Raw genomic sequence first — 14,112 nt, forward strand, 5'->3', positions numbered from 1 at the left:
AAAGTTCAAGATTACCATTATCTCCTGCATCGCTATTGTTAGTTGAAATAGTGATAGTGGCAGAGCTACTACCACATGAATTACTTACAGTATAAGTATAAGCGTCAGCAGTATCAGTACTAGGATCATAAATGTTTGTACCACTATTAAGTGCCGGTGACCAAACACCTCCTGTTTCTGGTGTTCCGGTTAGAGTGTCAAATAAGTTAACCGTGTTTGTAGAATCACATAAATTTAGTGTTCCGTTGCTACCTGCATCAGGTCCTTGTAAAACAGAAACGGTAACTGTTGCGGAATCATCAGGACATGCCGATGTACCACTAGAAACCGTATAAGTATATACACCATCAGTATCAGTAGTTGGATCAAATATACCAGTTCCACTTGTAAGCGTTGGCGTCCATGTGCCACCAATATCTGGTGTTCCACCTAAGCTGTTAAATAAATCTACAGGTGCATCCGTATTACAAAATTCTACTGTTCCATTATCACCAGCGTCATTCACATTAGATAAAGAAACGGCAACAGTTGCAGAGTTAGTGCCACAAGCATTACTTAAAGTATAAGTGTATGTGCCTTCAGGATCAGAGTTAGGGTCGAATATTCCAGTACCGCTAATTAAAGCAGGAGACCAAGTTCCTCCAATTTCTGGTGTTCCGGCAAGACCAGTTATTAGGTCTATTGTATTTGTTGTATCACATAGGTTTAGAGTTCCGTTACTACCAGCGTCAGGTCCTTGCAAAACAGTAACTGTAATTGTCGCAGAATCATCAGGACAAGCTGTTGTGCCACTTGAAACCGTATAAGTATATATACCAGCAGTATCAGTAGATGGATTAAAGACACCTGTTCCACTTGTAAGCGTTGGCGTCCATGAGCCACCAATATCTGGTGTTCCACCTAAACTATTAAATAAATCTACAGAAGCATCTGTGCTACAAAGTTCTATTGCTCCATTATCACCAGCATCATTCACATCAGATAAAGAAACGGTAACAGTTGCAGAATTGGTACCACAAGAATTCGTTAATGTATACGTATATATTCCTTCAGGATCCGTATTAGGATCGAATATTCCAGTTCCGCTATTTAAAGCAGGAGACCAAGTTCCTCCTGTTTCTGGTGTTCCAGCAAGACCCGTTATTAGGTCTATTGTGTTAGTTGTATCACATAGGTTTAGTGTTCCGTTGTTACCAGCATCAGGTCCTTGTAAAACAGTTACTGTAACTGTAGCAGAATCATTAGGACATGCGGTTGTGCCACTTGAAACCGTATATGTATATATACCAGTAGTATCAATAGATGGATTAAATACACCTGTTCCACTTGTAAGTGTCGGTGTCCATGTGCCACCGATATCTGGTGTTCCACCTAAACTGTTGAATAAATCTACAGAGGCATCTGTGCTACAGAGTTCAACTGTTCCATTATCACCAGCATCATTTACATCAGATAAAGAAACGGTAACAGTTGCCGAATTAGTACCACAAGAATTCGTCAATGTATAAGTATACATTCCTTCAGGATCTGTATTCGGGTCGAAGATTCCAGTACCACTTGTCAGAGTTGGAGTCCATGTACCTCCCGTTTCAGGGGTTCCTCCAAGCCCATTGATTAAATCTACAGTTATGGTTGCATCGCATAAATTAAGAGTTCCATTGCTTCCTGCGTCTGGCTCTTGTAAAACTGTAACCAAAACAGTTGCAGTATCATCAGGACATAAATTTGTACTGTTAGAAACAGTGTACAGATAGGTTCCTGCAGAATCAACAGTTGGGTCAAACATTCCAGTGCCACTATTTAGCATGGGCGTCCAAGTTCCGCCAATATCAGGAGTTCCACCTAAACTGTTAAATAAATTTATAGGTGTATCATTAAAACAAAGTTCTGCATTTCCGTTATTTCCAGCATCGTTAGCATCTGTTACAGAAACTGTAATGGTTGCAGTACTATTATTACATATTGCCGAATTTATAGTGTAAATGTAATCTCCTTCGGGATCTATATTAGGATCAAAAACTCCAGTTCCACTTGCTAATGCTGGTGACCATGTACCTCCTGTTTGTGGCGTACCGCCAAGACTATTAAATAAATCTACCGAATTGGCTAGACTACATAAATTTAGTGTGCCATCTAAACCTGCATCAGGCGATATTTCAATAGAGACTTCTACTGTAGCTTCATCTTCAGAACAAGGTGCTGAACCAGAGGTTGTATAAGTATAAGTTCCTGCTGCATCTATTAAAGGATCAAAAACGCCTGTTGTACTATTAAGTGTAGGTGTCCAAATACCTCCAGATTGTGGTGAGCCACCTAAACTGTTAAAAAGGTCAATAGTTCCATCATTAGTACAAGCAGTAACAGAACCATCTGTACCAGCATTTTGGAATGGCACTACCGTTATTAAGATTGTTGCTGTAGCATCGGCACAAGGACTCGTTCCTGTTACTGTATATGTGTAGTCACCAACGGCATCAACTAATGGGTCAAAAATATTTGTGCCACTAGCAAGCGCAGGAAACCATGTTCCTCCAGTTTCAGGGGTTCCACCTAGGTTATCGAATAAATTAATAGGTCCTATATTATTACAAATATTTATTGTAGCGTCTAAACCAGCATCAGGTGCTGGAATTACTGAAACTTCAACAATAGCTTCGTCGTCAGAACAAGGTCCTGTTCCAGAAGTTGTATACGTGTAAGTGTCTGCTAAATCGATAGCAGGATTAAAAATTCCTGTTCCACTGGTTAATGCTGGAGACCATGTACCACCAACTTCTGGTGTACCGCCAAGACTATCAAAAAGATCAATTGAGCCATCATTAGAACAAACAGTTATTGCACCATCTGTACCTGCATTTTGAAATGGTGTAATTGAAATAGTTACTGTTGCTATGGCGTCAGCGCAAGGACTGGTTCCTATCACTGTATAATTATAATCATCAATAGGATCCACTAAAGGATCAAAAATTCCTGTTCCACTTGTAAGTGCTGGTGACCAAGTACCACCAACTTCAGGTGTTCCTCCAAGACTATCAAATAAGTCTATTATTCCATCGTTACTACAGATATTTACAGTAGCATCTATTCCTGCGTCTGGTTCTTGAATTATTATAACATTTACTTCAGCTGATATATCTGTACATGGAGGATTTCCAGATACGGTATAAGTATATATTCCTGCGGTATCAGTAGATGGATCAAAGATACCAGTGTTACTAGTTAGTGAAGGAGACCAAGATCCGCCTGATTGAGGTGTGCCTCCAAGACTATTAAATAAATCTACAGTTGCTAAGTCATTACTACAGAGTGTAAGTGTAGCATCAGTACCAGCAATTGGTAATGGAACTACGTTTACAGAGACTGCTGCAGATTCATTAGGACAAGGATCATTTCCTGTAAAGGCATAGGTATATGTACCTGCGGAATCAATTATAGGATCAAAAACTCCAGTTCCACTATTTAATGCTGGAGACCAAACTCCACCAATATCTGGTGTGCCTCCAAGACTGTCAAATAAATCAATAATACCAATATTGTCACAAATATCTATAGAGCCATTTTCACCTGCATCTTTATATTCGGTTACAGATACAGTTATAGTTGCAGTGGCATCAGCACATGGGTCTGTTCCACTTACGGTATACGTGTAAATACCATCAGAATCAATAGACGGATCAAAAAGACCAGTTCCACTATTTAATGCAGGAGACCAAATTCCTCCTACTTCTGGATTTCCACCTAAATTATCAAATAAATTGATAGCAGCGTCTATGCTACACATATCTATGCTGCTACTTGTACCTGCATTTGGAGCAGGAATTATTGATATTGTAACTGATGCAGATGCATCAGGACATGTGTTATTTGAAGTAACGGTATATGTATACTCACCTATAGGATCTGTATTTGGATCAAAAATTCCTGTACCACTATTTAGTGTTGGTGACCATGAACCTCCACTCTCAGGAGAACCTTCAAGTGATAAGAATAGGTCGAAAGTAGAACTTAAATTATTATCGCAAATATCGAGTATGCCATTTTCACCTGCGTCTGGAACTGAATCTAAAATTGCAAGTACGGCTAATCTTCCAGTACTTTCACAAGGAGGGTCTAAAGTTGTTGCATAATACGTTTGCCCACTTATTAAAGGAGTACTCGCAGGTAAAGGTAATGCTGAGAATAATGAAATATACCAATTATTGTTGCCACTTGCTACTAAATCACCGACAGTTGGTGTTGATCCAGATGTACTACAAAAATTTTGAACCATATCTCCTGTTGGAATAGAAGTCGAGCCAACAATAACTAAAACAGGTAGTCTAGATGTTCTACAGCTTCCATCCGGACTTGCTTGATCTGCATAGTATAAGGTACTATTTACTAATATATCAGTGCCATTTAAAGGTGTGCCACCTGTAGGAGATGAATACCATTGTACATCATTTCCTGTAGCAACTAAGCTACTTACAGTAGCTTGAGATATGTCATCTAAACAAACTCCTTGAAAGTTATTACCTGCAGGAGGTCCAATAAGTGTAAAGTCTACACGAGCTCTAGATCCACAAGATCCAGTATTGTCATCCGCATAATAATCTTCACCACTTATTAAGCCTTCAGAATTAGATAAAGGTGTTGTAGAGTCTGCTGTGGCATACCATACTATTCCTCCTCCATTATCCGTAGCTTCAAGATCACCAACCAAAACGGATTGCAAATCGCATAGCGTTTGTGCACTGTTAGTTACTGTTGGGCATTGTGCATTAATAGACGTAAATGCGGTGGTAATTGTTAAAAGAAAAAATGTTATAGATATAGGATAACATTTAAAACGTCGCTGTTTGGCTTTCATTAAGAAAATTTAAAATAATTACTTTTGTTGAAATTGATGCCATGGATTAAGAACAGCAAGTTCAAAATAAAATCGTTCACTTGCAAAATTGTAAGATAAAGGGGAAACAAATATATGTAATTAGCCTTTACTTAGCAAAATTAAAATATGTCAGTTTTATAGTTTTTTTTATTTTAACATTCTAGCGTGTTAGTCTAGTTCCATTAATCCTTCATTTGAATGGTATTGCATTATTCGGATTCCATTGTTAGAATAGATAGAATCATTCGATTTTTGATATTCGAATTTTAAATGTGGATGTTCAGAAATAACAGTATTTATAGTATTTTCAAAAGATGAATTTTGGGAAAGTCTTAATAATATGTCTAAGGTGACATCAAATCCTAATTCAGAATATCTTGAAGGTTTAGATTCAAATATATCTTCGTAATGACGCTCAAAGTCGTTTACGCCTTTTTTATTTCTAGGATCTGTAATTGAAGGGAAAATTAAGCGCAAAACACGATATCTCATATCTGAAACCTCAGATTGTTTAGGTAGTAATGATGATTTAAGCATTACAAGCTGAATGTTGAAGTCCGATAATTGACTCATTAATGCTGTTGTTGAGTTTAGAAAAACAATGGTTTTTTCACTGTCTAGAACCAAATAGTTTAGTTTGTCTTTTCTTAACGTATTTTCTAGTGCATTTGCTTCAAAGAAACCTGCTTTATCAACTTTTAAGAATTTAGCATTAGGAATGATATTTGAAATTAGATTTTTATTTCTAGTTTCTTCCAGATCGCTAACAACTATAACTTGTGCGTTTTGTGTTGCTAAATAATTTAATGTTTTAGTTTTTTGAAAATTATCTGATGGAATTGATTGATATACTTTACTACTATCTTTAGGGATGATATTAGATTCTATATCAATAATTGAAAGATTTTCATTAGACGTAATGGCTGGGTAATGAGAAGCATTATCTAAAAAAGGAACAAGAATTGCATTTTTTTGATGAGGACTTTCAATATTTAGTTGAGGTTTGCCAATATTCTTTTTAATTAATGTAACGTCGAAATTAAGATTTAATGTTTTAGCTGAGTCGATTGCAATTTGAGCACCTTGGAAAAAATCGATATATTTTTGAAGATCGGCATTTGCATTGATCATTTTATCTCTTTGCTCAGGTGAACTTAATTCTTCGCTAGAAAAAGGAGTATAAAAATAAATACCATTGGCTGTTTCTGTAACCAAATTATCATATAATGCTTGGTTTTTATTAATACCTGTTTCCTCGTAATTTACTTCGGCTACAGTATCTGTAGTTGTTGAAACAACGTTTGTTGGCATTTTAATTACGTCTCCGGTATTAACAGAAGTTAGTAGTTTTGGATTTAATGTTGTTAATTCACTAATAGTCATCCTAGCTTTTTTAGACAAGCTATACAGTGTTTCTTTTGGTTGAATAACGTAATCTCTATAATCTCCGTTAGAGGATGCTGCACTTATTTCTGTTACAGAATTCTCAGTGGTGTTAGTAGAACTAAGAGTTTCATCTTGAGAGTTAGTGCTAGAATTGTCTACGTTAAGTCTATGACCAGCCATTAACATATCTACAATATGAGGGTTTTTGTTTTCGAGCTCGGCAATAGTCATATTAAAACGTCTAGCCAATTCAAATTTTGTGTCACCACGCTTTACTATATATTCTCCTTCCGTTGTAATCTCAGTATTTTTGTCTGGAATAACTAAAGTTTGTCCGATTTGTAAAAACTCAGATAATCTACCAGCGTTTGCCGCTTCTAATTGAGCAAGACTAATGCCATTACTTCTAGCAATTCCCCAAAGTGTCTCTCCTTTTACTACAATATGCTCGCCAGCAGCTGCTTTTCGTTCATTTTCTTTAATAGTTTTATCGATATTTATAATGTGTCCTGCCTGAAGCATTCTAACAATATGAGGATTTTGTTGCTCTAACATTGCAATGCTAACACCAAAGCGTCTTGATAGACCAGATTTTGTTTCACCTCTTTTTACTTCATAATTACTAATTTGGCTATCACTAATTACGGTATTGCTTGCTTGTGTATTTGTATCGCTAGAATTTGGTATTTTTAAGGTTCTACCAGCATATATAACTTCTTCGGATCCTGGGTTAAGTGAGAAAATCGCATTTACAGTAACTCCGTATTTTCTCGAAATCATATAAACACTTTCACCTTTTTGAATGGAGTGTTCAACGTAATTTTCTTGAGCTATTGCAAATTCTAAGCTTAAAAATAAAACTAAGATAAGCGTAAAGTATCTCCCCATTCTTTTTGAATATTTAATTATAATCTTTTAGTGTTTAATGTTAGCCATCAATAAAACCTTACGTCTTGTTTTAACACACAATTTCCCGCAAGAAAAGGGGCGGTTTCTCGAAAGATTATGTTTGTTAAGCCTTTTTAAGGATGTGTATGAAAGCTTCATTTTATACACGCCTTAAAATTACTAAAAATATACGTCTCATTTTTTAAATAAATACTTGTTATCAACAGGATGTTAACAATATTAGCTGTGTTATTTATGCTTTTACTTTTTAATTTGAATAGTTTTTAAAGTATTAAATGAAAAGTGATTAATAGTGCGCTATAACTAGGAAGGAAGTAGTATCTTTGTAGCCTTAAATATAAATAAATGGGTAATATAGTCGCTGTAGTGGGTCGTCCAAATGTTGGGAAATCGACATTTTTTAATCGTCTTATTAAAAGAAGAGAAGCTATTGTTGATGCTGTTAGTGGTGTAACAAGAGATCGTCATTATGGAAAAACGGATTGGAATGGTAAAGAGTTTTCTTTAATTGATACTGGAGGATATGTTGTTGGTAGTGATGATGTTTTTGAGGCTGAAATTGATAAACAAGTTGAGCTAGCAATTGATGAAGCTGATGCTATTATTTTTATGGTTGATGTAGAGTCTGGAGTTACAGGTATGGATGAAGACGTCGCTCAGCTATTACGAAAAGTTAAAAAACCCGTTTTTTTAGTCGTTAATAAAGTTGATAATAATAAACGTTTAGAAGATGCCGTTGAGTTTTACGCCCTTGGATTAGGTGAGTATTTTGCTATTGCAAGTATAAACGGAAGTGGTACAGGTGATTTATTAGATGCCGTTGTTGAGGCTTTACCAGAAAAAGAGGAAATTGAAGAAGATGAGTTACCTCGTTTTGCTGTGGTTGGGAGACCAAATGCAGGGAAATCTTCATTTATCAATGCTTTAATTGGTGAGGAGCGCTACATTGTTACTGACGTTGCTGGTACAACACGCGATTCTATAGATACAAAATATAACCGTTTTGGGTTTGAATTCAATTTAGTAGATACGGCTGGTATTCGTCGTAAATCTAAGGTTAAAGAGGATTTAGAGTTTTATTCTGTAATGCGAAGTGTTAGAGCTATTGAGCATTGTGATGTTTGTTTAGTTGTTTTAGATGCTACTCGTGGTTTTGACGGTCAGGTTCAAAATATTTTTTGGCTAGCTGAGCGTAACAGAAAAGGTATTGTAATCTTAGTTAATAAATGGGATTTAGTAGAGAAAGATACAAAAACGGCTAAGGAATTTGAGAAGCATATTAGGGAACAGATTGCTCCGTTTACAGATGTACCTATTGTATTTATTTCTGTATTAAATAAGCAACGTATTTTTAAAGCTATTGAAACGGCTGTTGAGGTTTACAACAATAGATCTAAGCGTATAAAAACAAGTGTGCTTAATGAAACTTTGTTGCCAATTATAGAGAATCAACCACCTCCAGCTTATAAAGGTAAATTTGTGAAAATCAAGTATATTATGCAGTTGCCAACTCCGCAACCACAATTTGCTTTTTTCTGTAACTTACCACAATATGTGAAGGATCCATATAAACGATTCTTAGAAAACAAATTACGTGACATGTTTGATTTCAATGGTGTTCCGATAAGTGTTTATTTGAGGAAAAAATAATATATTATATTCTAAAATTATATAACGATCTAAAGCGCAAATGCCATATGCTATTGTGTTTTAGATCGTTTTTTTTTTTTTTTTGTTTTAAAAAAATAGATTTCTATTTTTTTAAGTGCATTCGTCTTTATTGTTCAAGTTGTCTAATGTAAGCATGTTGAGTAGTTTAGCTGTTATCATATATATCTTTAAAAATTAATAAATTAGAATAAATGTGAAGAAATTTCATACGATTTCTTATTTTAGTGCGTTTAAGAATTAATCATCAATCAATCAACTAATTAAACATGAACAAACTAGTCTTAGTTTTTGCATTCTTATTTGCAATTAATTCATTTTCCCAAGAAAAAAAATTCGAAATTAAAGGAACACTTATAGCTGAAGACACTAAAAAACCACTAGAGTCTGCAACGATTTACTTGGAGCGCGTAAAAGATAGTTCTGTAGTTACTTACACGATTTCCGATAAAAATGGAAATTTTAAAATTGAAAGCTCCACTTACGATAAAAGCTTAAATTTTTACGTGTCTTATATTGGGTATGCGACTTATTTTAAGAAAATAAATATAGATAAAGAGAATATAGATCTAAAGGCTATTTCTTTAGAATTAGATAACCAGCTTGGTGAAGTTTTAGTGAAGTCTACTGCGCCAATAACGATTAAAAAAGACACCTTAGAATTTAATGTAAAATCCTTCAAAACTAAAAAAGATGCTAATGTTGAAGATTTACTAAAGCAACTACCAGGAGTAGAAGTTGATGAGGAAGGGAAAATTACGGTCAATGGTAAAAGCGTTAATAAAATTTTAGTAAATGGCAAGCCATTTTTTGGAGACGATCCTACCATTACAACAAAGAATTTAACCAAGGATATAATTGAAAAAATTCAGATTGTAGATACAAAAACAAAATCTGAAGAGTTTACAGGAGAAGAAGGCGATAAGGAAAACAAAACAATCAACCTTACTATTAAGGAAGAAAATAATAAAGGAGTGTTTGGTCGTGTTTCTGCTGGTGGTGGAACAGATAAACGTTACGAACTTGCTGGTATGGTTAATGTTTTTGATAATGATAGGCGTGTAAGTGTCCTTGCAGGCGCCAACAATACTAATACTCCAGGTTTTAGTTTTGGAGAGATTTCAAAAATGTTTGGAAATGGAGGTGGAGTTTCATTTAATAGTAATGGATCTTTTTCTATTGGAGGTCGTTCTTTTGGAGGAGGAGAGGGTATTACAACATCTCAAAATGCAGGACTTAATTATGCAGATGTAATTGGTGAAAAAACTGATCTATCAGCAGATTATTTTTTCTCATCTAGTAATTCTGAAAATAAATCATCATCTCAACGTGAAACGATTTTGTCTGATTCAAGATTTTTTACCAATTCAAATTCTAAATCAGATAACGATACAGATAATCATTCATTTAATTTAGAGTTTGAAATTAAAACAGATTCTACCTTTCAAATTAGCATAGAACCATCTTTTGGGTATTCAAAATCGAGAACCAGGTACAATAGCAATGAAGAAACATTAGATGAAAATTTACTATTAACTAACCAATCTGAAGTGAACTCAGATGTAGAAAGTTTTGCAAGGAGGTTTTCTAATGAAATTTCTATTACAAAACGTTTTGGGAATCGAGGAGCTTTTATTAAGGCGGAACTAGAAACTACGGTCAATCAGCAAGAAAGTGATGATTTTCTAGATTCAGCTACAGAAGTCTATGGTACCAACCCTGAAACTATAGATCGTAATCAATTTGCAGAAGGTGAAAATAATAGTTATGGTGTTTCAACAGCATTGTCTTATAGATTACCACTAATTACAAAAAAGTTCTTTTTAAATTTTAAATATAAGTACGCTAGAGATAAGGACAATAATAGAGAAAGTACGTTCGATTATAATAATAGCACACAGGATTTTACGGATTTCAATACCGATCTAAGTACCGATTTTCAATATACAGATTATAGAAGCATTCCAGGGTTTGGATTGTCATACAGAGGTGAAAAATTCTCTACAAGTTTTGATATTGGTTACAATATACGTACACTTAAAAATGAAGATTTGTTAAGGCCACAATTTAATGTAGAACGTGATTTTAAGAATATTGAAGCTAACTCTTATATCAGTTATACTTTTAGTCCAAAAGCATCTATTTATGTTAATTATTGGCTAGAAAATCAGCCGCCAGCGTTAAGACAACTTCAAGCGTTTGAAGACGTATCAAATCCGTTACAAACTATAATAGGTAACCCTAATTTAGAACCTTCAAACAATCATAGTTTTTATGCAGGATATAACGGTTTTGATTGGCAAAAGCGTACAGGTTTTTATGTAGGTGTTAATGCTAGTATTTCAGATAATCAAGTGGTGTCTAAAACTTTTGTAGATCTAGAAACTCTTAAGCGAACAACAACATATGTAAATGTTGATGGGAATTACAATATTGGTAGTTGGGTTAACTATAACAAAGACTTTAAAGTTGATACATTACGAACTATTAAACTAAAGGTTAGGGCAAGTTATAATACTTCAGAACGAATTAATTTTAATAATGATGTAAAATATGCGAGTAAGATAAATAGAATATCACCAAGAATAGGTTTAGATTTTATTTGGGATAAAGTATTGGAGTTTAAACCATATTACCAGTTGAGCTTTACTAACAATGCTTATGATATTGCGGCTTTTGAAGATCGTGAATTCACAAGCCATAATGCAGGTGTAAGAACGGCGACTTTTTTGCCTAAAAACCTTGAGTGGAGAAATGACATTAACTTTAATTATAATCCAAATGTAGCAGATGGATTTCAGAAAAGTGCTTGGTTTTGGAATTCTACTTTAGCCTATAGTGTGTTTAATGACAAAGCTATTATTACATTAAAAGTATATGATTTACTAAACCAAAACACTAATGCAAGGCGCATAGCAACTCAAGATTATATAGAAGATAAACAAAGTACCGTTTTAAGACAGTATTTTATGGTAAGTCTAAGTTATAAGTTTAATAGTTTAGGAAGTAAAGGTGAATCGGGAGGTGATGATGTTTACTTTTTTGATTAATCAAAGCTGTTAAAATTACCAGCCACCAGAAGCTCCACCGCCTCCAAAACTTCCTCCGCCAAAGCCTCCGCCAAAACCGCCTCCAGAGCTGCCACCAAAGCCACCACCTCCAAAGCCTCCAGTAGATGAGCCTCTAGAATAGCTTCCGCGTCCCATATTACTTAAAATAATGGCTTCGAGAAGACTTCTGCTGTCAGATCGGTTTCCTCTATTTCCACCGTTTCCACCACCATGACTTTTAGAAATCGCTATAACGAAAATTATAAATATGATGACTAAAAAAATAATAACTTCAACTGGGAATTCTCCACCTTCGGATTGTCTTGAGCCTTGGTATTCACCATTCATAACCTCAAAAATGGCATCTGTAGCACGATTTAATCCTCCGTAATAATCATTTCGTTTAAAATATGGAATAACGTCTGTATTAATTATACGTTTACTCATGGCATCTGTGAGTAAATGTTCAACACCTTTTCCTGTACTGATATTTATTTTTCTATCGTCTCTGGCTAGTAGTATAAAAATGCCGTTGTCTTTGTCTGCTTGTCCTATTCCCCATTTTTCGCCCCATTGTGCTCCTAAATAGTTAATGTATTCGCCTTTGGTTGAGCTAATTATTGCAACAACAATTTGCGTTGATGTAGAATCAGAATAACGAATAAGTTTACGTTCTAAGTTGCTTTTTTCTGATGCAGATAATAACTTTATCTCATCATCATAAACGCTAGTTTGAAATTCTGGTTTATCAGGAATATCATATTGTGCCAATCCAATAAAAGGACTTGCTAAAAACAGTACTAATAAAACCTTAAACGCTATGTGTTTTGTATGTTGCATTAACCTTTAGAAATTGCATTATCTAATTCGTCTTTATCATGATGATGCCATGGGAAGTGCTTAGATAAAACTTTGCCAGCCTCAGTTATTCCGTCTACAATGCCTTGTTTGAAGTTGCCTGTTTTAAATTGTGTCGCAATTTTATCGCGAGTAGAATTCCAAAAATCAGCACCAACAATATTATTGATGCCTTGGTCACCAAAGATTACAAAAGTTTTATTGTCTACAGCAACATAGATAAGTACTCCATTTCGCTGTATAGTATTGTCCATTTTTAAAACATGAAAAACCTCTAGTGCATGTTCGTAAACATCAGTATCACATTTCTGTTCTATATGCACACGAATTTCACCAGAAGTATCACATTCAGCAATTCTTATAGCTTCAACAATTTCCTCTTCTTCTTTCGATGTTAGGAAATCTTCAATTTTTGGCATAATTAGATTTTATTTAAAATCGAAATTAACATCTGGTGCATTTTCACTACCAGCATCTGCTTTATATCTTGGCATCTCTTCAAACCCAAACCAACCAGCTAAAACTGATCCTGGAAACTTTGAAGTATGTATGTCATAAATATTCACTTTTTCGTTATAACGATCTCTAGCGATATTTATTCTGTTTTCTGTGCCTTCTAATTGGCTTTGTAATTCTAAGAAATTCTGATTTGCTTTTAATTCAGGATAACGTTCAACGGATACTAAGAGTTTAGATAGAGCTCCACTCAATCCACTTTGTGCTTGTTGGAATTGCGCCATGTTTTCAGCATTTAAATTGCTAGCATCAATAGTAGTAGATGTTGCTTTTGCTCTAGCTTCAATTACCGCAGTTAAAGTTGATTTTTCAAAATCAGCAGCACCTTGTACGGTTTTAACTAAGTTACCAATAAGGTCATTTCGTCTTTGATAAGAACTTTCAACATTAGACCAAGCTGTTTTAGCATTAGCTTCATATTCTACAGCAGTATTGTTAAATCCTACAGCCCAATTATAGATACCAAATGCAATAATTGCAATTACGATTACAGGAATTAGCCATTTTTTCATGATAGTTTATTTTTTAAAGTTGTGTTTTAATTTTTGTGAGTTGTGCTTTTATACTTTCAAGCTTATCAATTATTTCAAATTTATTTAAAGCCTGCTTTTTTTCTTCTTTAAGATGTGTTTTTGCACCTTCAAGTGTAAAACCTCTTTCTTTTACTAAGTGATATATAAATTTAAGATTTTTAATGTCTTCAGGCGTAAATTTTCGGTTGCCTTTTGCGTTTTTCTTCGGTTTTAAAACATCGAATTCTTTTTCCCAAAATCTAATCAAGGATGAATTTACCTTGAAAGCTTTGGCAACTTCGCCAATACCGTAATAACGTTTTTCTGGTAAGTCTATGTGCAT

Annotated in this window: 8 protein-coding genes; 2 read left to right on the top strand and 6 right to left on the bottom strand. The window is 34.6% G+C overall.

Annotated elements, in window-relative coordinates; translation table 11 throughout:
- Both DFQ10_RS18545 and DFQ10_RS05400 read right to left on the bottom strand, forming a co-directional pair.
- The coding region (locus DFQ10_RS18545) for a beta strand repeat-containing protein (protein ID WP_181897580.1) at nt 1-4,849 on the bottom strand (4,849 nt) is incomplete at its 3' end.
- Between the two features lie 189 nt (nt 4,850-5,038).
- The gene (locus tag DFQ10_RS05400) at nt 5,039-7,144 is read right to left on the bottom strand and encodes a muramidase family protein (protein ID WP_115816328.1); all 2,106 of its coding nucleotides are present in this window, start codon (nt 7,142-7,144) and stop codon (nt 5,039-5,041) included.
- A gap of 366 nt (nt 7,145-7,510) precedes the next feature.
- Between DFQ10_RS05400 and der the strand changes: the two genes are divergently transcribed.
- Nucleotides 7,511-8,815 (top strand): ribosome biogenesis GTPase Der, encoded by a 1,305-nt coding sequence (der, locus tag DFQ10_RS05405; RefSeq protein WP_115816329.1) that lies wholly within the window; start codon nt 7,511-7,513, stop codon nt 8,813-8,815.
- A gap of 287 nt (nt 8,816-9,102) precedes the next feature.
- Nucleotides 9,103-11,883 (top strand): outer membrane beta-barrel protein, encoded by a 2,781-nt coding sequence (locus tag DFQ10_RS05410; RefSeq protein WP_115816330.1) that lies wholly within the window; start codon nt 9,103-9,105, stop codon nt 11,881-11,883.
- A 15-nt stretch (nt 11,884-11,898) separates the two neighbouring features.
- On the opposite strand, the gene DFQ10_RS05415 is transcribed toward DFQ10_RS05410, so the two are convergent.
- The 4 genes from DFQ10_RS05415 to DFQ10_RS05430 are packed head-to-tail and all read right to left on the bottom strand — an operon-like array spanning nt 11,899 to nt 14,112.
- Nucleotides 11,899-12,723 carry a TPM domain-containing protein gene (locus tag DFQ10_RS05415; RefSeq protein WP_115816331.1) on the bottom strand — a complete coding sequence of 275 codons (825 nt, stop codon included), beginning with the start codon at nt 12,721-12,723 and terminating at the stop codon, nt 11,899-11,901.
- Nucleotides 12,723-13,160: a TPM domain-containing protein gene (locus DFQ10_RS05420; RefSeq protein WP_115816332.1), complete on the bottom strand. Its 438-nt coding sequence runs from the start codon at nt 13,158-13,160 to the stop codon at nt 12,723-12,725. The genes DFQ10_RS05415 and DFQ10_RS05420 overlap by 1 nt, the downstream gene beginning before the upstream one ends.
- Before the next feature lie 9 nt (nt 13,161-13,169).
- Nucleotides 13,170-13,769: a LemA family protein gene (locus tag DFQ10_RS05425; RefSeq protein ID WP_115816333.1), complete on the bottom strand. Its 600-nt coding sequence runs from the start codon at nt 13,767-13,769 to the stop codon at nt 13,170-13,172.
- A gap of 13 nt (nt 13,770-13,782) precedes the next feature.
- The gene (locus tag DFQ10_RS05430; RefSeq protein ID WP_115816334.1) at nt 13,783-14,112 is read right to left on the bottom strand and encodes a MerR family transcriptional regulator; all 330 of its coding nucleotides are present in this window, start codon (nt 14,110-14,112) and stop codon (nt 13,783-13,785) included.

The organism is Winogradskyella eximia (assembly GCF_003386165.1).
GTDB lineage: Bacteria > Bacteroidota > Bacteroidia > Flavobacteriales > Flavobacteriaceae > Winogradskyella > Winogradskyella eximia.